The 22374-nt window shown below is 71.6% G+C and carries 19 protein-coding genes and 1 pseudogene; 5 read left to right on the forward strand and 15 right to left on the reverse strand.

Annotated elements, in window-relative coordinates:
- Positions 1-2: 2 nt before the first annotated feature.
- From AB0C15_RS17640 to AB0C15_RS17650, 3 genes are all read right to left on the reverse strand, one after another.
- A complete protein-coding gene (locus tag AB0C15_RS17640) occupies positions 3-2696 on the reverse strand; it encodes an Hsp70 family protein (protein ID WP_357353062.1) in 2694 nt (897 codons plus the stop codon).
- A 101-nt stretch (positions 2697-2797) separates the two neighbouring features.
- Positions 2798-3256, reverse strand: coding sequence for a GNAT family N-acetyltransferase (locus AB0C15_RS17645; RefSeq protein ID WP_357353064.1), 459 nt, complete (start codon positions 3254-3256; stop codon positions 2798-2800).
- 10 nt (positions 3257-3266) lie between these two features.
- Entirely contained in the window at positions 3267-4100 is an 834-nt protein-coding gene (locus AB0C15_RS17650) for a TetR/AcrR family transcriptional regulator (RefSeq protein ID WP_357353066.1), read from the reverse strand.
- A 60-nt stretch (positions 4101-4160) separates the two neighbouring features.
- Here AB0C15_RS17650 and AB0C15_RS17655 point away from each other — a divergent pair, with 60 nt between their 5' ends.
- On the forward strand, positions 4161-5690 hold the full coding sequence (locus AB0C15_RS17655; RefSeq protein ID WP_357353068.1) for an FAD-binding protein: 1530 nt from the start codon (positions 4161-4163) through the stop codon (positions 5688-5690).
- Between the two features lie 143 nt (positions 5691-5833).
- Here AB0C15_RS17655 and AB0C15_RS17660 read toward each other — a convergent pair whose 3' ends face one another.
- The 7 genes from AB0C15_RS17660 to AB0C15_RS17690 all read right to left on the reverse strand — a co-directional run bounded on the left by AB0C15_RS17660 (position 5834) and on the right by AB0C15_RS17690 (position 11551).
- Positions 5834-6547 (reverse strand): dihydrofolate reductase family protein, encoded by a 714-nt coding sequence (locus tag AB0C15_RS17660; protein ID WP_357353070.1) that lies wholly within the window; start codon positions 6545-6547, stop codon positions 5834-5836.
- Positions 6544-7245: a GTP cyclohydrolase II gene (ribA, locus tag AB0C15_RS17665; RefSeq protein WP_357353072.1), complete on the reverse strand. Its 702-nt coding sequence runs from the start codon at positions 7243-7245 to the stop codon at positions 6544-6546. Before ribA ends, AB0C15_RS17660 begins: the two co-directional genes overlap by 4 nt.
- Positions 7246-7303: 58 nt before the next feature.
- Positions 7304-8242, reverse strand: a complete 939-nt coding sequence (locus AB0C15_RS17670) for a lysylphosphatidylglycerol synthase transmembrane domain-containing protein (RefSeq protein ID WP_357353075.1) — start codon at positions 8240-8242, stop codon at positions 7304-7306.
- Between the two features lie 66 nt (positions 8243-8308).
- Complete coding sequence (locus AB0C15_RS17675; protein ID WP_357353077.1) at positions 8309-9127, reverse strand: class I SAM-dependent methyltransferase; 819 nt, start codon at positions 9125-9127, stop codon at positions 8309-8311.
- A complete protein-coding gene (locus AB0C15_RS17680; protein WP_357353079.1) occupies positions 9124-10170 on the reverse strand; it encodes a glycosyltransferase family 4 protein in 1047 nt (348 codons plus the stop codon). The genes AB0C15_RS17675 and AB0C15_RS17680 overlap by 4 nt, the downstream gene beginning before the upstream one ends.
- Positions 10167-10565, reverse strand: a complete 399-nt coding sequence (locus AB0C15_RS17685) for a 6-carboxytetrahydropterin synthase (RefSeq protein WP_357353081.1) — start codon at positions 10563-10565, stop codon at positions 10167-10169. The genes AB0C15_RS17680 and AB0C15_RS17685 overlap by 4 nt, the downstream gene beginning before the upstream one ends.
- Positions 10566-10567: 2 nt before the next feature.
- Complete coding sequence (locus AB0C15_RS17690; RefSeq protein WP_357353083.1) at positions 10568-11551, reverse strand: dehydrogenase; 984 nt, start codon at positions 11549-11551, stop codon at positions 10568-10570.
- A 197-nt stretch (positions 11552-11748) separates the two neighbouring features.
- Between AB0C15_RS17690 and AB0C15_RS17695 the strand changes: the two are divergent.
- Positions 11749-12858: pseudogene (locus AB0C15_RS17695) on the forward strand (choice-of-anchor A family protein); the annotation flags it as partial.
- A gap of 726 nt (positions 12859-13584) precedes the next feature.
- A complete protein-coding gene (locus AB0C15_RS17700; RefSeq protein ID WP_357353308.1) occupies positions 13585-16572 on the forward strand; it encodes a hypothetical protein in 2988 nt (995 codons plus the stop codon).
- 345 nt (positions 16573-16917) lie between these two features.
- On the opposite strand, the gene AB0C15_RS17705 is transcribed toward AB0C15_RS17700, so the two are convergent.
- Positions 16918-17190 carry a hypothetical protein gene (locus AB0C15_RS17705; protein ID WP_357353085.1) on the reverse strand — a complete coding sequence of 91 codons (273 nt, stop codon included), beginning with the start codon at positions 17188-17190 and terminating at the stop codon, positions 16918-16920.
- A 3-nt stretch (positions 17191-17193) separates the two neighbouring features.
- Positions 17194-17532, reverse strand: coding sequence for a hypothetical protein (locus AB0C15_RS17710; RefSeq protein WP_357353087.1), 339 nt, complete (start codon positions 17530-17532; stop codon positions 17194-17196).
- A 147-nt stretch (positions 17533-17679) separates the two neighbouring features.
- Between AB0C15_RS17710 and AB0C15_RS17715 the strand changes: the two genes are divergently transcribed.
- A complete protein-coding gene (locus AB0C15_RS17715) occupies positions 17680-19089 on the forward strand; it encodes a helix-turn-helix domain-containing protein (RefSeq protein ID WP_357353089.1) in 1410 nt (469 codons plus the stop codon).
- A 3-nt stretch (positions 19090-19092) separates the two neighbouring features.
- Here AB0C15_RS17715 and AB0C15_RS17720 read toward each other — a convergent pair whose 3' ends face one another.
- Together AB0C15_RS17720 and AB0C15_RS17725 are read right to left on the reverse strand one after the other, a co-directional pair.
- On the reverse strand, positions 19093-19701 hold the full coding sequence (locus AB0C15_RS17720; protein ID WP_357353091.1) for an NUDIX hydrolase: 609 nt from the start codon (positions 19699-19701) through the stop codon (positions 19093-19095).
- A gap of 83 nt (positions 19702-19784) precedes the next feature.
- On the reverse strand, positions 19785-20183 hold the full coding sequence (locus tag AB0C15_RS17725; protein ID WP_357353093.1) for a hypothetical protein: 399 nt from the start codon (positions 20181-20183) through the stop codon (positions 19785-19787).
- A gap of 736 nt (positions 20184-20919) precedes the next feature.
- Between AB0C15_RS17725 and AB0C15_RS17730 the strand changes: the two genes are divergently transcribed.
- Positions 20920-21342, forward strand: coding sequence for a hypothetical protein (locus AB0C15_RS17730; RefSeq protein WP_357353095.1), 423 nt, complete (start codon positions 20920-20922; stop codon positions 21340-21342).
- Between the two features lie 213 nt (positions 21343-21555).
- Here the strand turns inward: AB0C15_RS17730 and AB0C15_RS17735 are convergent, their stop codons facing one another.
- On the reverse strand, positions 21556-22374 hold the full coding sequence (locus AB0C15_RS17735; RefSeq protein WP_357353097.1) for a hypothetical protein: 819 nt from the start codon (positions 22372-22374) through the stop codon (positions 21556-21558).

A 22374-nucleotide genomic window follows, 5' to 3' on the forward strand; every position in this document is an offset into this window, starting at 1 on the left:
CGTCAGTCGTCGGTGAAGCGGTACAGCACGAAGTCCTTCTCCGCGCCGCAGGCGACCAGGTGGGTGTTCCACGAGCAGGACGAGCTGCGAACGTCCTTCAGCTCACCCAACTCGTCGACCTCCCCGGACTCGGCCCACACCCCGGCCAGCACCCGGTTGTCCGCGACCACGCTCGGCGGCTTGGCGAAGACCAGCAGGTTGCCGGCGTCGAGGCGGACCGCCACCCCGCCCCGGTCCCGCAGCACCGGCTTGCCAGCGGCGTCGAAGACCGTGACGGTCGGCTCCGGCGACTCCCGCTGGGCGAGCACGTGCTCACCCAACGGCACCAGGTGGGTCACGCCCGGCGCCGACCAGCTGATCATGCGCTCGCCCTCGGTGGCCGCCACCACCTCGGTGCGCGCGACGTCGAAGTTCGGCACCTGCAGCAGACAGGCCCGCCGCGCACCGCAGGCGACAAGCTCCTTCGGGTACTCGTCGTTCCCGGACCGGTGCAGCACCACCGGCTCGGCGTCGGAACCCAGGTCGTACGCCAGTAACTGGAAACCGCCCTCGTTGGCGGCCACGAACAGGCGGTCCTCGTACGCGACCACCAGGTCGTCGAGGTCGGCGACGCTCCCCCACTGACGCAGAACCGCGCCGGACGCCATGTCGAGCAGCCGCACCGACCGGTCCGCACCCACCTGGACGAGCCGCCGCCCCTTGCCCGTCCAGGGGTCGCGGGGCGTGCCGTCGAGGAAGGCCGGCCCGCCCGCCGCCTCGTCCGTGCCGACCGGCCGGACCACGGTACGGCCACCGGCGTACCGGTCGCGGGGGTTGGGTCGGGTCCACTTCGCCGCACCGTCGGTCAGGCGCAGGCCGACCAGTTCGTCCGCGGCCCGGTCCACCAGCACCGCCGTGTCGTCGGCGAAGTAGACGTCGTCGTCGCCCCGGAGTACGCGCTGCCAGCGCTGCTCGCCGGTGCGCCCGTCGAGGACGGCCATCGGCCGGGGGGTGCTGTCGCCAGGTGCGTCGGCGAGGACCGCGACCGCGCCGGGGACGGCGATGATCGCCTCCCAGTCGTCGGCCCGCACGTCGGTCTGCTCGCGCCACACCTCGCGGCCATTGCCCGCGTCGACGGCCACCACCTCCAGCCGGTCGTCCGGCAGCGGAAACGCCAGGTAGGCCCGGTCGTCGAGCACCGCCGTCCACATGTCGGCCGGACGCTCGGCACCGGCCGGCAGCCGGGACTGCTCACGCAGCGAGGCGAACTCCAGGTCCGGGTAGCGGTCCCGGGTCAGGTAGAGCGTCGCCGCGGTGCCCACCCCGGCCAGGGCCAACACCGCGCCGAGCACCACCCAGCGCGCGCGAGGCCAGCGGGTCGCCCCGGCGGGCGGGGTCGGGGTGGCCCCGGCCAGGCCCGGACCGGGCGGCGGGCCCGCCGGCGGGGTGGATCCCGGCCAGGGCTGCGACGGTACGACCGGCGCCGGCGCCGGCGCTCCAGCCGGGGCGGGCGGGCTCACCGGAGCCGGCGCGGGCGGTGCGAGCGGCGGTCCCGCGTATGCCGGGGCGGGTAGCGGCCTGCGCAGCGGCAGGTCGGTCAGGGCGCCCTCGGCCACCGGCAGCTCGGGCTGGTCCAGCACGGTCGGCGCGATGCCCAGCTCGGCGTGCAGCAGGCGGGCCACCAGCGGGATCCGTGACGACCCGCCCACGAGGAACAGCCCGGCGAGCTGGTCGGGGCGCAGCCCGGCGGCGGCGATGACCTCCCGGGCCCGCTGCACCGCCCGACGCAGCAGCGGTGTGGCCACCCGCTCGACGTCCGCCCGGGTCAGCTGGACCGGCTCGGCGACTCCCGGCACGCCGACCGGTGCGACACCAGCACGGGACAGGGTCTCCTTGGCACCCCGTACCTCGTCCCAGAGCCGGATCTGGTCGCGGCGCTGCGCCGGATCGGCCGGTCGGGTGAGCCGGTCCCACTGGGCGGCGTGCCGCTCACCGACCAGCTCGCCGACCCGCCGCACCAGGGCGGCGTCGAGGTCCAGGCCGCCCAGGTCGGGCAGGCCACCGTCGGCGACGACGGTGAACCCCGAGTCCCCCCAGGGGTCCGCACCCTCGTTGCGCAGCACCGCGACGTCGAGCGTGCCGCCACCGAAGTCGAAGACCGCGATCGCGTCACCGACCGGCACCGGGCGGTGCAGCACCTGCGTGTAGTAGCGGGCCGCGGCCACCGGCTCCCGCAGCAGCCGGGTGCCCGGCGGTGTCGGCCCGGCGAGGGTGTGCTCGACCGCCTGCGGCCAGCCGGCCTGCACCAGCGCGTCGGCGAGGACCTGCCGACGCGTCGCGTCCCAGGCGGCCGGGCAGGTGACCACGGCCGGCGGCAGGAAACCCACAGCCCCCACGGCGGCCCGGCCGACCGCCGCCAGCACCGCGGCGAGCAGGTCGGCCGGCGGGTACGCGCGGTCGCCGAGCCGCACTGTCGGCTCGTCCACCCGACGCTTCGGGTTCGCCTCGAACCGGGCCGGGTCGGCCTGCGCCAACCGGCGGGCGTCCCAGCCGGTGTGCAGGGTGCCGTCCGGGTCGGCGTAGACAGCGGACGGGCTGAGTGGTTGACCGTCCATCAGCAGCGGTCGGGTCCGCCCGTCCGGCCAGCGCAGCACCGCGACCGTGTTTGACGTGCCGAGGTCGATGCCGAGAGCGAAACCCTCGTGCTGGCCTGCCATTGCCCGAACCTCCGCCGTGACGAGGGGAACTCGACCCCGCATCGTACGCAGGCCCCGCCGCACCGCTGATCACTCGGTCCGGGGTGGTCGGTGGCGTCCGGTCAGTGGGTGGAGTGGACGCCCACCACCTCGTCCTCGCTGGTCTCCCCGGTCAGCTGGAACCCGAGTTTCAGGTAGAACTGCTCCGGGCCGTCCGGCCCTGGCTTCCATGTCGTGTAGACGCGGTCGTGCCCACGGCGGCGGGCCTCGTCGCGGACGGCCTGTACCGCGACGCGGCCGTACCCCCGGCCCTGGTGCTCGGCGGCGATGTTGAGCCGCCACAGCCCCGAGCGCCTGTCGTCCGGGTGGGCCGGATCCCACACGATGTCGAAGAAGCCCATCAGGAAGCCGACGATCTCGTCATCCTCGACGATGAGACGCGGCCACGCGATCTCGGGCTGCGCGTACGCCTCGGCGAGGGACCAGGCGACCGGGGACGAGAACGCCTCCTGGTCGGGCCGGACGCTCACCCGGCACGCGGCCTCCACATTGTCTTGAGTGATCTTCACCAGTCGCGGCACGTCGGCCACCTTACCGAGCCGGGCCCCGCAGCAGGCCGTCGAGCAGCCCGCGCAGGCCGAACTGGAACCAGGTGTCGAGGTCGGTGTCGGGTCTGGTCTGCCCGGCCGCGGCCAGCCACTGTCGCTCCCGGGTACGGCCGGTCCGCTCCAGCCGGGTGCGGGTCGCCGACCACCAGGCGTGGTAGGTGGTGTCCCCGGGGTCGCGCCGGATGAGCAGGGCCATGCCCTGGACGTAGCCGCTTAGTGCCAGGTAGGCGCGGAACGCCTCGGCCGGCTCGTACCCGGCGCTGGTGAACGCCGCCACCACCCTGTCGACCATGGCGAGTACCGCCGCCCCGGTCGGCGGCCGATCGGTGGCGAGGATGGCCAGCAGCCAGGGATGTCGGCGGTACATCGCCCACTCGTCCCCGGCCAGCCGTTCGAGCCGTTGGCGTGGATCGCGCGGTGGTGGCGCGGTGCCGGGCGGTCGGGTGGCGGTGATCTGCTCGGCCATCGCGGCGAGGAGGTCGGCCCGGTTCCGGAGGTGCCGGTACACGGCGTGGGCGGGCAGGCCGGCGCGTTGGGCGAGGACCCGCAGGGAGACGGCCTCCAGACCGCCCGCGTCCGCCAACTCGACAGCGAGGGCGACCAAACGGTGGCGCGGGTCGCCGCCGGTCGGCGCGGGCAGGTCCCGAATCCGACGCGGGCTGCTGGTGGGGCCGTGCTCACGACGCCTGCGGTACGCGCGGGCCTGGCAGCGCCGGGAGCAGTAGCGGCGCGGGCGCCCCCGGCCGGTGCCGACGGGCAGGTCCGCCTCGCACTCGACACACCGGACACCGAGCATGGCCGCCTCCAGTTTCGTCACGGCACTCCGTGTGACGAAAGTACTGCACCTCGTCCGTTCGGCGGGCACAGGATCGAGGGCATGAATCCGCCCAGTCGCAGAGATCTGCTCCGCGTCGGCGCAGTCGCCTCCGCCGCCGTCCTCTATCCGACCCCGGTCTCCGCCGCCGCGCCACCAGCGGGGGGCGTGCCCCCACTCGGCCCGGTCCGGGTGCGGCCGGACGACCCCCGGTACGCGGACCTGGTCCGCCGCGGCAACCGACGGTTCGTGGGCACGCCGGACGAGGTACGCGTGGTCGGCTCGACCGAGCAGGTCGTCGCGGCAGTGCAGGACGCCGTCCGCACCGGCCGACGGGTGGCGGTACGCGGCGGCGGGCACTGCTTCGAGGGGTTCGTGGACGACCCGGCGGTCCGGATGGTGATCGACCTGTCCGGCCTGACCGAGGTCTACCACGACCCCCGACGGTTCGGGTTCGCGATCGAGGCGGGCGCCACGCTCGGCGAGGCGTACCGCAGGCTCTTCCTGGGGTGGGGGGTGACAGTTCCCGGCGGATCGTGCCCGGGGGTCGGCGTCGGCGGTCACATCGCGGGCGGCGGCTACGGTCGCCTCTCCCGCCTGCACGGGCTCGTGGCAGACCACCTGTACGCGGTGGAGGTGGTCGTGGTCGACCGCGGCGGCACCGCCCGTGCGGTGGTCGCCACCCGGGAACCGACGGACCCGCACCGCGACCTGTGGTGGGCGCACACCGGCGGCGGTGGGGGCACCTTCGGCGTCGTCACGCGCTACTGGTTCCGCTCACTCCCCACCCCACCCGCGCGGGTGCTCGACTTCACCGTCACCTGGCCGTGGGCCGGCATGGACGAGCCGGACTTCCACCGACTCGCCGGCAACTTCGGCCGCTGGTGCGCTCGCAACAGCGCGCCCGACTCCCGGGGCAGGCACCTGTACGCCGAGCTGATCCTGTCCCGCCCGCAGGCCGGCGGTCACACAGTCGCCGGTCAGGTCCCGCACGGCAGCCGACACCTGCTCGACGAACTCGTCGGGGCGCTCGGCGACGGCGTCGGCGTCACTCCGACCGTCTCGGCGGAACCGCTGCCCTGGCTGACCGCGACCCTCGGCGGCGACAGCGACGACGGCAAGGGCTGGCGGTTGAAGGTCAAGTCCGCCTTCCATCGCGCGCCCCTGACCGAGCGGCAGTTGCACGTCGCCTACCGCCATCTCACCCGCGACAGTGACCTGACGGCCGGCTCGCTGAGCCTGAACACCTACGGCGGGGCGATCAACGCCGTGGCGCCGAGTGCCACCGCCGCCGTCCAGCGGGACGCGTCCATGCTGCTGTTCTACCTCGCCGGTTGGGGCGACCCGGCCGCGGACCCCCGGCACCTGGCCTGGATACGCGAGTTCTACCGGGACATGTACGCCGACACCGGCGGGGTGCCACCGGACGGCGCCTACATCAACTACCCCGACGTCGACCTCGCCGCGGCGGGCCGAGCGTGGCCGGAGGTCTACTTCGGGCCCAACTACCGGAGACTGCAACAGGTCAAGGCCCGCTGGGACCCCCGCGACGTCTTCCACCACGACCTGTCGGTACGACCACCCGGCCACTGACCCCACTCGGCGCCCTCTCGGCGGGTACCCGGGACCCGGCGTCCGGGCATGAACGCGATCGAGCGTGATGACTCTGAGGCATCAATATGCCGCACAGTCATCACGCTTCCCGCGAACAATTCCCGGTGTGGCCGGCACGCCGATCACTGGTGGTCGGCGGGGCAGCGGCTGGAGAGGGCGTAGCGCAGCAGGACCACGTCGCCGATCTGGCGGGCCTCGGCCAGGCGGGCGCGGCGGCCGGGGTGCCAGGGGAAGCGACCCTCGCCGACGAACCGGGGTGCCCGGCCGTCGCCGACGAAGAACGGGGCAACCACCAGGTGCAGTTCGTCGGCGAGACCGGCGGCGAGGAACTGGGCGTGCACAGTCCCGCCGCCCTCCACCATCAACCGCTGTACGCCCCGGGCGGCCAGATCGGTCAGCAGCCACGCCGGGTCGACCGGCTCACCGGCGTCGATCACGGTGGCCAGTCGGCCGACCCGTTCCCGGGTCTTCTCCAGCGCCCCGGTGGCGCAGTAGACGAGCCGGGCCGAGTCACCGGCGGTGAAGAAGCGCGCGGTCGGGTCGAGGTCACCCTGGGCGGTCAGGGTGACCTTGGCGGGCGAGGCCTGTCGACCGGCCGCCACCCGCTCGGCCCGGCGGGTCGGGGAGCGCACCAGCAGCCGAGGGTCGTCGCGTCGGACGGTGCCGGCGCCGACCAGGATGGCGTCACAGCTGGCCCGGACCGCGTCGACGCGGTCCAGGTCGTCGTCGTTGGACAGCAGTAACCGCTGCTCGGACGCGTCGTCGATGTACCCGTCGATGGAGGCGGCGCAACTCAGCAGCACGTACGGCCGCGTCGGCTCCGGCCGCCCGCTCATCGGGAGACGGGCCGCTCAGGAGTGCGACCCGCGAACACATCCGCCGCCTCGACCGCCTCGGCGGCCTCGACCTCCGCCGCCTTGGCCGCCTTCGCCGCCAGGTACTCGGCGTTGGCCGGCGAGAGGAAGACGCTCGTGAGAACCCGTTCGGCCACGTCCACGCCCAGCCGGGTCAACTGCTCGGCCTTGTCCGGGTTGCTGCTCAGCAGTCGGATCCGTGGCACGCCCAACGTGGCGAGCATCTGCGCGGCGACGGTGTAGTCCCGTTCGTCCTCACCCCGGCCCAGCGCGACGTTGGCCTGGTAGGTGTCCAACCCGGCGTCCTGCAACGCGTACGCGTCGAGCTTGGCGTACAGGCCGATGCCCCGGCCCTCCTGTCGGAGGTAGAGCAGAAAACCCCCGGTATCGGCGATCCGCTGCACCGCCTCGCGCAGTTGCGGCCCACAGTCGCAGCGTTGGCTGCCGAACACGTCGCCGGTGAGGCACTCGCTGTGCGGACGGACCAGCGGGGCTGCTCCCCCGGCGGCGAGCCGGTCCAGGGCACCGGCCCAGTCGCCGAGGCCGAGGGCCAGGTGCTCCCGACCATCCACCAGGCCCTTGAACGTGAACACCCGGGCGGTGGTGGTGTAGCCGTCGGGAAACGCCAACGGCACCGTGACCTGCGTACGAATCGTGGCAACCGGCAATGCTTCGGGCATGGGACTCCTTTGTCCGGCGTCACCGCCATCCGGCGACGCGTTCCGTCTCACAACCGACTCAACAGCCGCCGCCGGAGGCGGCTTCCCGGGCGGCGACCGGAGTTCGACGTCGACGGGCCAGCAGCACGGCGGCCCCGGGCAGGCTGGCCACCAGCACCAGTGCCCCGTAGACGGTGGCGGTGGCGACCCCCTCGGCCGCGCTGAGGCCGGCCGCGCCGAACACCCAGGCCGCCACCCCCTCGCGTGGCCCGAAGCCGGCCACGTTCAGCGGCAGCCCCATGGCGAGCAGGGCGAGCAGCGTCAACGGCAGCAGTCGGGACAGTGGGGCGTCCGAGCCGGCGGTGCGCGCCGCGACCAGGAAGGTGGCCAGGTGACCGGCGACCATCACGGCCGAGGCGACGAGCACACCGAACCAGGTGCGCCGCGCCAGCAGACCCGCCCGGACGTCCGCCACGGCGGTGCGCAGCGCCGTCGCCCAGCGGGACGCGCCGCCGTTGGGGACGACCCGGGCCAGCAGCACGGCGACCAGCCCACCGGCGACGAGCAGCCCGGCGGCGACCGGCAGGTACGGCCGGACCGGGGACGGGAAGGCCGCGAGCACCACCAGCGCGACGCCGACCAGGACCACCTGCCCGGCGGTACGCTCCCAGACCACCGCGCGGATGCCCCGGCTCACGTCACCGGCGTCGCGGCCGTGGCGTACCGCCCGGTGCACGTCGCCGAGGATCCCGCCGGGCAGGGTGGCGTTGAGGAACACGGCCCGGTAGCAGTGCGCCACCGCGGTCGTCAGGGGCAGGCGCACGCCGAGGCCGGTGGCGACCAGGCTCCACCGCCACGCCGCGCAGACCGTGGTGAGCACTCCGATGACGAGCGCCGCCGCCAACGCCGGGGCGTCGATCAGTCGTACTCCGGCGAGGAACGGGCCGGTGCCCACCTGCCACAGCAGGACGGCGAGCAGACCCACCCCGCCGACCACTCGTGCCCAGGCCCAGAACATCGGCGCCGGCCTCCCCTTTGAAGATCGTCCACTTGCCCTAGTGCACGTACCCAGGGCGTGAACGGTTCATCCACCGGCGAGGAGGTCAGTGTGTTCGACATGCACGGTGAGTCGTCCGGCCGCCGCGTCGGCCAGCCGGCGGCGGGCGTACGCCTGGGCGGGGCCGGCCAGGTCGGGGCGTTGCTCGCAGGCCGCCCCGAGCCAGCCCCGGAACCACTCGGCGGTCAACTCGGCCTGCTCCGGGCCGAGACGCCACGGGCTGGGCCGTTCGCGCACGTCGACGCCGTGCCGGGCGAACGCGGCGGCGGTGACGGCGGGGGCATCCGGACCGAGCAGCCGCCGGCCGTCGACGGTACGCCGCTGGTGTTCGTTGAACGCGGCTTCGACCGTGTCGTCCAGGGGGTCGGCCGGGTCGAACCGGACCCGACCGGTCACCGAGATGGCGAACAGGGCCGGTCGACCGACGCACGCCGCCACCACCCGCTCGACCTCCTCGGCGGTGAGCATGTCCAGCAGCGCGGACGCGGTGACCAGGGAACCGTCGGCGAGGTCGGCGGCGGTCAGCCGGGTGAGGTCACCGCAGCGGGTGTGGACGGTGACCGGAGCGCCGTCGGCGGCGGTCACCCCGCTCATGCCCTCGGCGGCCCGGGCCAGCAGGTCGGCGTCCCGGTCGTGCAGCACCCAGTGTTGTGGGCCGGTCAGCCGGGCGGCCAACCAGCGGCTCATCGAGCCGGTGCCGCTGCCCAGGTCGTGGACCACCGTCGGGGTGTCGCCGCCCAGCCGGGCCCGGACGGTCTCCAGCAGGTCCTCGGCGCGCGCCGCCGCGTCGGCCGGTTCGCGCAGTCGCAGCCAGTCGGCGAACGGCAGGGTCTCCTCGGCGGTCACTCCGCCACCTCCTTCAGCACGCCGGCAAGCAGCGCGCTGGTCACCGGCCAGTCGGTCAGGGTGTCGCGCCGGGCGAGCGCGGCACGCCGCAGCCGGGCGCGCAGCGCGTCGTCGTCGAGCCAGCGGATCAGCGCGGCGGCGAGCGCCGCCGGGTCACCGGGCGGGACCAGCAGTCCGGGTCGGTTGCCGTCGGGCGCCTGGCCGAGCGCCTCCGGCAGCCCGCCCACCTCGGTGGTCACCACCGGCAGGCCGCGGGCCAGCGCCTCGGTGACGACCATGCCGTACGTCTCGCCCCTCGACGGCAGCACGAGCAGGTCGGCGGCGGCGTACGCGTCGTCCAGCGCCGCGCCGGTCAGGGGGCCGACCAGGCGCACCCGCCCGGTGAGGCCCGCTCCGGTCACCCGGTCGCGCAGCCGGTGCACGAGGTCCGGTTCCCGGGTCAACGTGCCCGCGCAGACCATCGTCCAGCGCCGGCCGACAAGCGTGGCCATCGCGTCGACGAGCACGTCGTACCCCTTGTGCTGGGTGACCGCCGCGACGCAGAGCAACCGGTCGCCCGCCGGCGACCCGGCAGCCGGCGGCGCGGGCCGCACCCCGGGCGGCGCGGCCCGCACCCGGTCGGCGAGCGTCGGGTGCCGGGCCAGCAGGGCGCGGCGGGTCCACTCGCTCGTGGTGACGACGGCCCGCGCGGTGGCGAACGCGCGGGCCTCCGGCTCGTCGTCGAACGGCAGGTGCACCAGGACCACCAGGCGCAGCCGACGGGCGTGCGGGGTGAGCAGGTCCGGCACGGTCGAGGCGATCAGGCCGTCGATCAGCACCACGGCGTCGTCGGGCGTGGCGGCGAGCACCCCGGCCAGCGTCGCCAGGTCGGCCGGCTCGGGCCGCGGCCACGCGCCGGGCACCGGGTGTTCGTGGACCGACCAACCGCGCTCGGCCAGCCCGGCGCAGACCTGCCGGTCGTAGGCGTTGCCGCCGCTTGGTGTCGTCGGGTCGTCGATGTCACCGGGCAGGACGACGTGCACCGCCCGGCCCGCATCGGTCACAGTGACCGCTCGTAGCTCGCCCAGGCGATGTGCGACTCGTGCAGGGTGACCGTGATGCCGGTCAGGTCGCGGGCCCCCGCGCCCAGGCCACCGGCGTGCACCCGCTCGACGAGCCGGTCCGCGATCGTGCGGGCCAGCACCTCGGTGGTGGTGTTCACGCCGGCGAAGGCCGGCTCGTCGTCGAGGTTGCGGTAGGTCAGCTCGCCGAGCACGGCCCGCAATTGCTCGGTGGCCAGGCCGATGTCCACCACGATCCCGTCGGCGTCCAGGTCGGGCCGGCGGAACGTCGCGTCCACCACGAACGTCGCGCCGTGCAGGCGTTGGGCGGGCCCGAACACCTCGCCCCGGAAACTGTGGGCGATCATCATGTGGTCCCGAACGGTCACGCTGAACACGGTCACTCCCCGTCGTCGTAGGTGATGAGGTGGCAGAGGGCGGGCAGGTCACCCGAGCTGAGTCTGGCGAGCACGTCGGGCAGCTCCGCGAAGCGGGACGCGCCGGTGATCAACGCGTCGAAGGCCGGGTCGTCGAGCAGGTCCAGGGCGAGCGCCAGCCGGTCGGCGTAGCTGCGCCGTCCCCGGCGGGCGGGTGCCACCATGCCGACCTGACTGCTGCGTACGGTGAGTCGACCGGAGTGGAACGCGCCACCGAGTGACACCTGCACGGCGCGGTCGCCGTACCAGCTCAGCTCGATGACCGTGCCCTCCGGCGCGAGCAGGTCCAGCGACTGTTGCAGGCCGGCGGCGGTGGCGCTGGCGTGCACGACCAGGTCCCGGTCACCCCGGGCGTCGGCCGGGTGGGCGAAGTCGACGCCGAGGGCCCCGGCCACCCCCGCCCGGCGTGAGTCGGTGTCGACCAACTCGACCTGCACCCCGGGGTACCGGGCGACCAACGCGGCAACGCAGCAGCCGACCATACCCGCGCCGATCACGGTGACCCGGTCACCGACCAGCGGAGCAGCGTCCCAGAGTGCGTTGACGGCGGTCTCCACGGTGCCGGCGAGCACCGCGCGGGCGGCCGGCACCCCCTCCGGCACCGGCACCACGGCGCTCACCGGCACGACGTACGCGCTCTGGTGCGGGTGCAGGCAGAACACCGTGCGCCCGAGCAGCTCCGGTGGGCCCTGCTCGACCACGCCGACGCTGAGGTAGCCGTACTTGACCGGGCCGGGGAAGTCGCCCTCCTGGAACGGGGCGCGCATCGCGGCGTACTGGTCAGTGGGCACCTTGCCGGCGAAGACGAGCGTCTCGGTGCCCCGGCTGACCCCGGAGTAGCTGGCCCGGACCAGTACCTCGTCCGGGCCCGGGTCGGTCAGCGACACCGGCCGGATCTCGGCCGCGCCGGGTTCACGCACCCAGCAGGCGTACGCCTCGCGGTTCACCGTCGCGCACCTCACCTCTGCTTCGGGCCGGCCGATCGGCCATGTCGGGGTCCCCGGTCGGGTTGTCGATCATAAACACGGAGGTACGGCGCGCACAGTTCGAAGCCGACCCGGCCTGATCGCATTTGGACAAAAGCGGCATAGCTCCACTTTTGCCTCGATAAGCTCCCGTGGCACATTCGATCAACGGGGGCGTGATGAGGATTTCGTGGTGGGGTGGCCGCAGGTCACGGGCGACGGCGCTGACCGCCGTGGCGGGCGTGCTGGCGCTCAACGGTCTGCTGCTGCCGGCCGCACCCGACCGGATCGACCCGGTGCTGGCCGCCGTCGACGAGGCCATCGGCCCGGTCGACCCGGTCGCCGCGGCGCTGAGCTTCGGCGTGATGACCGAGGGCAACGCCACGGTGAACAACGACGAGAACGAGGGCACCCTCGCCGTCGGCGGTGACCTCACCTTCGGCAACTACCAGCTCGCCGGGGCGACCGCCGGGTCGTTCGTGGTGCCCGGCGACGCCAACCCCAGCGCCCTGGTCGTGGGTGGACGGGTGAACTTCGCCGGCAGCGTCGGCGGCAGCCGACTCCAGGTGCTCTCCAACGGGTACGCCAAGGTCGGCAACCTCACCGGCGCCTTCGTCCGCAACACCGACAACAACGGCGCACAGGTCAACACCCGGATCCTGCCGACGAACGACTACGACGCCTCACCCCGGGTGGAGCTTGTCACCCGGCAGCCGGTCGCCAGCGTCGGGCCGACCTCTCCGATCAACTTCGCCGGGGCCTTCACCGCCTTCCGGAGCACCACTGCCGGGCTGGCCACCTGCGACAACACCGTGGTGCTGCGGACCCCGAACGGCGATGTGCTGCCCCGCCCGATCCCACCGGGCAGCAACGCCGTCGTCACCTTGACCCCGGGCGTGACGAACGTCCTCAACCTGACCGCCGCCGACCTGGCCAACATCGCGATCCTGACCTTCGCGAGCCAGCCGACCGCCAGCACCCCGCTGCTCGTCAACGTGGACACCAGCGGCGTGGGCAACACCTTCGCCTGGACCGCCCCGAACTTCGCCGGGGTCGGCGGGCCGCAGGCGCGCTACATCCTGTTCAACTTCCCGACCGCCACCGCGCTCACCCTCACCCCGAACGCCGCCACCGTCGAGGGCACGATCTACGCCCCCAATGCCAGCCTGACCGACCTCTCCTCAAGCAACACCGAGGGCAGCGTCATCACCCGTACGCTCGACCACCGCGGTGGCGAGATCCACTACTTCCCGTTCAGCACCACGCTCGCCTGCGAGGGCGCGACTCCGGCCGACATCGCCCTGATCAAGTCGTCGACCACCACACTGATCACCAGCGTCGGTCAGCAGGTGCCGTACTCGTTCCACGTGGTCAACACCGGCGGCACCCCCCTGACCGGCATCTCCGTCACCGACACGCAGACCCCGCCGTCGTCGAACGCGAACCTCGGCCCGATCACCTGCGCCGCCACCACCCTCGCGCCCGGCGCGCAGACCGCCTGCACGGCCACGTACACCGTCACCCAGGCCGACCTGGACAACGGCGGGGTCACAAACGTCGCCACCGCACAGGGCAGCCCACCCACCGGCCCACCTGTCGTCTCCGATCCGAACACCCTGACCATCCCGGCGCAGGCGCTCGCCGCCGCCGTCACCGTGGTCAAGTCGTCCACCACCACGTCCATCACCTCGGTCGGTCAGCAGGTGCCGTACCGGTTCCTCGTCGCGAACACCGGCGGCCTGACCCTGACCAACGTGAGCGTCACCGACGTGCAGACCCCGCCGTCGTCAAACGCCAACCTCGGGCCGATCACCTGCCCGGTCACCACCCTGGCACCCGGCGCGAGCACCACCTGCACGGCCACCTACACCGTGACCCAGGCCGACCTCGACAACGACGGCGTCACCAACGTCGCCACCGCCCAGGGCACCCCGCCCGGCGGCGGGACGCCGGTCACCTCGCCGTCCTCGACGCTCACCATCCCCGAAGCGGGTCTGATCGCGTCGATCGCCATCATGAAGACCTCGACCACCACGTCGATCACGACGGTCGGCCAACAGGTGCCGTACCAGTTCCACGTGTTGAACACCGGCGGCTTCACCCTCACCGGCGTCAACGTGACGGACGTGCAGACACCGCCGTCGTCGAACGCCAACCTCGGCCCGATCACCTGCGCCGCCACCACCCTCGCCCCCGGCGCGCAGACCCTGTGCACCGCCACCTACACGGTCACCCAGGCCGACCTCGACAACGACGGCGTCACGAACGTCGCCACCGCGCACGGCACACCGCCCAGCGGCACCCCGGTCGACTCGACGCCCGCGACGCTGACCATTCCGGAGACCGGCCTGGTCGCCTCCATCGCGATCCTGAAGACCTCCACCACCACGTCCATCACCACGGTCGGGCAGCAGGTCCCGTACCGGTTCCACGTGATCAACACCGGCGGGTTCACCCTCACCGGCGTCAACGTGACAGACGTGCAGACACCGCCGTCGTCGAACGCCAACCTCGGCCCGATCACCTGCGCCGCCACCACCCTCGCCCCCGGCGCGCAGACCGCCTGCACGGCCACCTACACCGTCACCCAGGCCGACCTGGACTTCGGCTCGGTCCGCAACAGCGCGACCGCCCAGGGCACACCCCCCGGTGGTCGGCCGCCCGTGCAGTCGCCACCGGCGACCCTGACGATTCCGAGCGACGTGGTCGTCCCCGGCATCTCCCTGGTGAAGTCGTCGACCACCACGACGATCACGGCGGTCGGGCAGCAGGTGCCGTACCAGTTCCTGGTGGCGAACACCGGCGGCGTGACGCTCAACGGCGTGAACGTGACCGACGTACAGACACCGCCGTCGTCGAACGTCAACCTCGGCCCGATCACCTGCGCCGCCACCACCCTCACCCCCGGGGCGAGCACCACCTGCACCGCCACCTACACCGTCACCCAGGCCGACCTGGACAACGACGAGGTCACCGACGTCGCCACCGCGCACGGCACACCGGCCGGCGGTGACAACCCGATCGACTCGGCGCCCTCGACGCTGACCATTCCGGCGGCCGACCTGATCCAGTCGATCTCGCTGCTGAAGTCGTCCACCACCGTCTCGATCAACACGGTCGGGCAGCAGGTGCCCTACCGCTTCCTGGTGGCCAACACCGGCACCGTGACGCTGTCCAACGTGAACGTGACAGACGTGCAGACCCCGCCGTCGTCGAACGCCGACCTCGGCCCGATCACCTGCGCCGCCACCACCCTCGCCCCCGGCGCGAACACCACCTGCACCGCCACCTACACCGTCACCCAGGCCGACCTCGACAACAACGGCGTCACCGACGTCGCCACCGCACACGGCACACCGCCCGGCAGTGAGACGCCCATCGACTCGGCACCCTCGACGCTCACCATCCCGGACGCGGGGCTGGTCGCCAGCATCCAGGTGGTGAAGACCTCCACGACGGCGTTGATCCACGCGGTCGGGCAGCAGGTCCCGTACCGGTTCCACGTGGTCAACACCGGTGGGCTCACGCTGACGAACGTCAACGTGACAGACGTGCAGACCCCGCCGTCGTCGAACGCCAACCTCGGCCCGATCACCTGCGCCGCCACCACCCTCGCCCCCGGCGCGCAGACCGTGTGCACGGCCACCTACACCGTCACCCAGGCCGACCTCGACAACGACGGCGTCACCGACGTCGCCACCGCACACGGCACACCGCCGGGCGGGGGCACGCCCGTCGACTCGCCACCGTCGACGCTCACCATCCCGCAGTCCGGCCTCGTCGCCGACATCGAGGTGATCAAGTCGACGACCACCGTGGCGATCACCGCGCCGGGTCAGCAGGTGCCGTACACCTTCCTCGTCGTCAACACCGGCGGCTTCACCCTGACCGACGTGACGGTCAACGACACGGTGCTGCCACCGGCCGAGCGCGGCGTGCTCGGGCCGATCACCTGCGGCCCGCAGAACATCCCCAACGGTGCGGTGACGTTGTCGCCGGGCGCCTCCATCCAGTGCCGGTCGACCTACACGGTGACCGCCGAGGACTTCGCCGGTGCGTCGCTGCGCAACGTCGCCACCGCCACGGGTACGCCGCCGTTCGGGCCGCCGCCGGTATCCCCACCGTCGCCCGTGGACATCCCGATCCCGCACCCGGCGATCGCCATCACCAAGTCGGTGACGCCGACAGTGGTGTCGGCGGCCGGTGACGTGGTCACCTACCGGTTCGTGGTGAGCAACACCGGCACCACGTCGCTCAGCGCGGTGACCGTCGACGAGACCGACTTCTCCGGCACCGGGACACCCGGGGCGATCACCTGCGGCACGGTCACCCTGGCCGCCGGCGAGAGCACCACCTGCACGTCGACCTACGCGGTCACCGCGGCGGACATCGAGGCCGGTCGGATCACCAACACGGCCGTCGCCTCCGGCACGCCGCCGACCATCCCCGGCCAGGACCCACCCGCACCGGTACGCTCCGCGCCGGCCACGGCCGAGGTCACGGCCACCCGGGGTGCGGCGATCACGGTGGTGAAGTCGAGCAGCACCGACAAGATCTTCCGGCCGGGGCAGCACGTGCCGTTCCAGTTCGTGGTCAACAACACCGGCCAGGTGCCGCTGACCGCCGTGACGATCACCGACACGCTGACCGCGCCGGCCTCGACGGCCAACCTCGGCCCGATCACCTGCGGCCCCGACCGGACCCCGAACGGCGCCGTCACCCTCGCGGCCGGAGCCGCCGTGACCTGCGCGGCGACGTACACGGTCAGCAAGGCCGACTACCACCACGGGTCGCTGCGCAACACCGCGACGGCGACCGGCACCCCGCCGGACGGCCCGGCGCCGGTCTCCCCCGAGTCGACCATCACCATCCCGGTGAAGGGCAAGCTCCCGGTGACCGGCACGTCGTTCCCGGCCGGGCTCTGGATGGGCGCCGGCGTGCTGGCGGTGCTCCTCGGCGCAGCGCTGCTGCTGGTCGTCCGGCAACGCAGGCTCCGCGCCTGACGCGGACCTGATCGCGGGGGTCGGACCGGAGGGGAACCGGTCCGGCCCCCGCAGCGCTTCACCATCACGGCGCGGGCGGCGATCCGCCGATCGTGTGGCCTGACGACGCGTCAGACCACGCCTGCGAGCGGCGCCTTACTCACCATCACCGAAACTGCTGCCTCCGGACCGGCTGAGGCAGCAGTTTCGGTGAAAATGCTCGGGTCTTGGCGCCCCTTTGCGCTCCAACGCGATCAACGAACTGGCCTGGCACCTTGTGTGACGAGCGCCGATCGTGGTGACTACTTGCACCACGGCCACCGACGTCTGCGGTGTGAACTCTCGGCGAGCCGGTCCGATCGCGTGTCATCCGAGGTCGTACGGCGTGCTGGGGTCGCTTTTGGTCGGGTTCGGTGGGCAGGATTGCTGTACTTCGCTGCTGTACTGCTCGTCGACGAGGAACTGTCTGAAGTGAGTGCGTATCTCCAGCCAGTGGCGGTGTTCGTCGCAGGGGTGGAGTCGGCCGCAGCGGCACAGACTCAAGGCCGACTCGGCGTGCTTGGTCAGCAGGATGTCCGCATGGGCCACCTGCGACTTCGCGTACTCCCTAAAGGCTGTCGAGGTGTAGATGGCTCCCATCGGTCACCGCCCTGCCCGGCGGGTGTGGCGGTGGTGCCAGAGGGCTTCGGCGACGGCGTCCACGGGGTCGATGTCCCCGGCCGCCAGGCGCTCGCGGGTGACGGCGATCCAGGGTGGCGACGCGGGGGTGGCTTCGCCGCACGCGGTGCGCATCCCTTCCTGGGCGAGTTGGGCCAGCCGGCAGGGGTCGCGTTGGTTCGTGTGCCAGCAGCCGGTGGCCACGCAGAAGCCGGCGTTGTCGGGCCGGTGAGCCTCCCAGAGCGCGCGGGCCAACCGCCACAGCAGACGGTGCTGGCATTCTGCGGGCGGCTCTTCGGGAGGGCTGTCGACATTGAAGGACATGCGCCCACCATCCCGGCCGGCGGTGGGCCGTTCCATGGCCAGCGGTCATGTCACGGTGACATGGGACGGCTCGACCAGTGCGAATGGTCGCCCTAGGCTGTCGATCTGAACACTTTGAGTAGTCGGACTGCGACGCTGGGAGCTGCCGTGAGGCTCGATCCGCTGCGAATACCGGAGGATGCGTGGTCGCACGGCGAAGTACTGACCGCCCTGGCCGCCCGCGACATCGGCGGACTGTTCCGCTGGATCACCGGTCTCACCGGGGCGAGTCAAGGCCGGATCGGGGCCTCCGTCGGGCTGGAACAGGGCTACGTCAGCCGGATCATGGCCGGACGCAAGGTCACCTCGATAGACGTTCTGGAGCGGATCGCCGACGGCTGCCGGATGCCCGACCAGGCGCGTACCACGATGGGGCTGGCACCCCGCCAGGCCGCACCACCCACCGGCCCTGACCGGCGCACCCCCAGCGAGCCGGTTCACCGGACCTGGCAGGAGGACGTACGCAGTGCCGCAGAGCTTTGGCGAGGTGACGTGAACCGTCGAGACGTACTCCGGCAGGTGGCCTTCAGTTCCGCCGGCTACACCCTGCCGGCGCTGCGCTGGTTCACCGCACCCGACCCGACCCCGGTCACCCAACCCGGACGCAACACCGTCGGTCAACCCGAGATTGACACCATCCGCGCGATGACCGCGACCTACCGCCAATTGGACAACCAGTACGGCGGCGGCCATGCTCGCGACACCGTCGTCCGTTGCCTTCATCAGGAGGTGACCCCGCTGCTCACCGACGGCCGCTACGACCAGGCCACCGGTCAGCGGCTGCTCAGCGCCGCCGCCGAACTGGCTCAGCTCGCCGGATGGCAGGCGTACGACATCGCCGCGCACGGCACCGCTCAGCGGTACCTCACCCTCGCCCTGGACTTCGCCCACGCCGCCGGAGACGACGGCCTCGGCGCGGAGATCCTCGCCGCGATGAGCCACCAGGCCACCTACCTCGGCCACACCACCACCGGCCTTGACCTCGCCCGCGCCGCCGGCCAGATCGCCCGCCGCGCCGGGATCCCCGTCCTGACCGCCGAAGCCCACGTCATGGAAGCCCACGCCCTGGCCAAAGCCAACGACGAACGGGCCTGCGCCGCAGCCCTGCACCAGGCAGAACAAGCCCTCGACCGAGCCGACCGCAGCACCGAACCGCAATGGCTCAGCTACTTCGACGAGGCGTATTTGTCGGCCAAGTTCGGCCACTGCTTCCACGCCCTCGGCCGCAACACCCACGCCGAACGCTTCGCTGTCCGGTCCCTGCGCATGGACAACCGCTACATACGCGGCCGAGCCTTCAACCTCGCACTGCTTGCCAGCGTGCACGCCCAACAGGGCGAACCCGACCGAGCCTGCGCCATCGGCGCGGAAGCCCTGAGCCTGACCACCCAGCTACGGTCCGCCAGAGCCGTCCGCTACCTCCGCGACCTGCAAACTCAACTCACTCCGCACCGGCGGCTACCCGCCGTTCGGTACTTCACCGGCCGCATAGACGCCACGCTAGGTCGGCGGCGCTGACCGTCACAGCTCTCCCCGGGCCTTACGCGCGACCAACTCCAGCACCGCGATAACCGTGCCGGCACCGACGATCTCACCCCGAGACACCAGCCCGTACGCCTCGTCGAGCGGAAGCCACGCGACCTGCTCCGCCTCGTTCACGTCCGAAGGTGCGCCGATGCGCTCAGCCTTACGAGCCAGGAACAGGAGGTTCTCGGCGTCGGCAGTGGCGACCCACGGTTGGAAGGACAGCAAGGGCTCCACCCCTTGAGGCCGCCAGCCGGTCTCCTCCTCGACCTCCCGCACCGCGCACTGCGCCGGGTGCTCCTCGTCGTCGACGTAGCCACCGGGCAACTCCCACACCCACCGGTCGAACACGAACCGGTGCCGCCGCATCAACAACAGGCGCTCCCGATCATCGAGCACGGCGACCATGGCCGACCGGGGAGCCCGGATCACGTACTGCTCGAAACGAACTCCGTCCGGCAACTCCACCTCGGCGATGCTCAGCCGCGCCCGGCGGGAGTCGTCAACCACCCGCTCACCGTGAACGGTCCAGCGGGTCAACTCCGTCGTTTGCTCCTGCTCCTTCACCACGCCAGTATCCGCGCCGGACTTCACCACGCACCGCATGCCCGGTTAGGCAAAGAGCTGTACGCCACCGACCGCATCGTGTCGAGCGATGCCTGTTCTGCACCCGTCCGCGAGGTAGCTGGTCACGCCCTGCCAGCAAACTGTCCAGCAACGCTGACCGCTGTGGCCGCGACCGCCGAAAGCATCCCCACGATCGCGCCCAGGGTCGTCAGTCCTTCCCTGGGCGACGCCCAAAGCCCGCGGTTCATCTGACGCCAGGCGTTCGGGACGATGGTCATCCTGAGCTTCTGCCACTTGTGCTGCCGCTTGCTGCATCCGAGCAGGAGGCCAGCCGAGTTGTTCCGGCAGAGGGACCCGTCCCGGTTGACAGCGCAGCACCACACAGGCGCTTGGAACAGGAAGAAGCCTGTCACCAGTATGGACAGCACGAGCAGCGCCACCGGCCCGACAGAGCGAGTCCACCAGGCCGTAACGAGGATGATGAACGCCAGATAGCCCCAGTACCGTCCCAGATCCTTCATGGTGATCGAAAGTAGCGGACCATAGGCGCACGGTAACCGCCATCTGTCCGGCACCCGACTCACAGCCTGCCGGCCATCCTTTGACGCTAGGCCGTCGCGGAGTGGCGAGCGAATTGGGTTAAGGCTGCCTATGATTTACCCGAGCTGCTGAACGCTAGGCATCGGCCGCTGCCGCTAGCCGCTCGCTCGGCGTTCCGATGTTCTGGTGCTGGTCCAGCCAGCGCTGACCCCTCGCTTGCAAATCTTGGGCGCTCCGTCCGGGCTGGTCCGCGCACGGTTCGGACGTCGGAAGATAGTCCGCTGCGCCGTACCCGGCCCTCAATGTCTGGCCTCGTTGCTGTCACCGTGGCTGTCCGACACCGGCCTACCGGCTACGTCCGGCCATTCCGATTGCGGTGCTCCCGCAGCCAAGCAACGGTGCTCCCCGTAGCGACGATGGTGCAGGCACCGAAGGTCAGCGGAACCCACCACACACCATCGGGGTCTAGTGTCGTGGCGACCGTCAGCCACAGGCACACCAGCGCAAGCAGGAGCCGCGCGATCGGGAACCAGGGCACACCTTGTCGAACCACCAACGCTCACCCCTCATCCAACCAACGATCTTGCGCTAATCCAGCTCAATCTATTAGGTGCGGGCGAACCACTCTCAGCTTGGGAATCGGGTTGAGTCAGGGCCAGCGAGCGTAGTGCCTGCCAACCCCTGCTGGGCCCCTCGATCGCCTGGCAGGCTGTGGGCATGGAGTTCTCCGACGATCAAGGGCTGGGCACCGCCATTAGGGATGCCGACTCTCCTGCCTGGTCGGCTCGCGCCGCAGCCGGCCGGCATCTTGCGAAATCTCGTGGGATCGACGACGTAGCGGACGTCCTCCACCGCCTTCTCCTAGATCCCCAAGACACTGCGGTTACCTGGGAAACGGCCGAGGCATTGCTAGAACGCAACGACGCCATGGGCCTACGCCTTGTGCTGTTAGCCCGTAGCCATGCCGCCGAACAAGCCACTGCCGAAGAGATCCAAGCTGCTCTGGACTGCAACCCTAACTGGATGACGACCGAGGGTGTTGACCGTCTGACCAAGCATCTTCGGGACCTGGCGATGGATGAAGACGCTGGCGTACGCGACGAGGCCCGAAGGATCCTCGTACGCCTGCGATCTAGATAGAGGTGCTACGTGATCGGCATGGCCGCACTCGATACCGAGATCAAACAGAGAAAATGCTGGTGTACCCAGGGGACTCGAACCCCTAATCCGAGACGTGACGGAGAAGCCGGCTAAGACGGACGTACCGACAGGCTGTGCCTACTACACCTGGGCCTCACGAAAACTCCAGCTAGTGTCTCCGAACAGACAGATGGCTGTCGGCTAGGCGACTCTTCACCCTTTTGGCCGGAATTGCGACGGTCGTTCTGCACAGATCGGGCACGGGGCGTGTACTGATTCTGTGCCGGACGATCTCCGGTAACCAGACAATCGGCCGTTGACGGAGAACGCGTCGTGCGGGCCGACCTCGACCGTCCCGGCGCCAGTGATCGGGTAGCCGATCGCGGCGAGGTCCGTCCGCAGGTCGGCAACGCTGAGCTGAGGGTTCAGTGCCTTTGTCACAGCGTCGGTGAGCGGTCGGTGGGCAACGATGTGCTCGACCGCCGACCGGTCCACGGTCAGCTCGTAGTAGTCGGCGGCGAACTCGACGAAGCGGTCGACGATGTCGTCGAGCAGGATGTCGAGCAGCCCGGACCCGTCCGGGCCGTTGTCGTCGTACGGTCGGTGCGGCGGGAAGGAGATGCCGGCACCGGCGTGCCAGCGGTCGTCCCCCACCAGCCGCCACAGCACTGTGGTTGCGACGAAGAGCCCGTCCTCGTCGGAGAAGGCCGGTTCCGTGAGCTGCGGACGCAGAACCTCCGGGACGCCGTCGACCAGGCCGGGCCACAGCTCGTGGTCCGGATGGCGGTACGGCGACATCGCCGACTCGTGGTCGAGGAGCCGGATGAAGGCCCCGTCGGGGGTGAACACGACGGCCCACTCGTCGCCGCTGCCATTGCTCATCAGCGCCGCCTCGTCCGTGCCCCAGGTCGAGGTGTACGCGTAGTAGGGCTCGCCGCCGTCGATGATGCGCTCGAGCACGGCCAACGCCTTGCAGCGCTGGCGCAGCCGGTCGATGTCGGGGAGTTTGGCGGCGACGTCGTAGGCGGTCAC

It is taken from the genome of Micromonospora sp. NPDC048835, assembly GCF_040649995.1.
In the GTDB taxonomy this organism is placed as follows: Bacteria; Actinomycetota; Actinomycetes; order Mycobacteriales; family Micromonosporaceae; genus Micromonospora.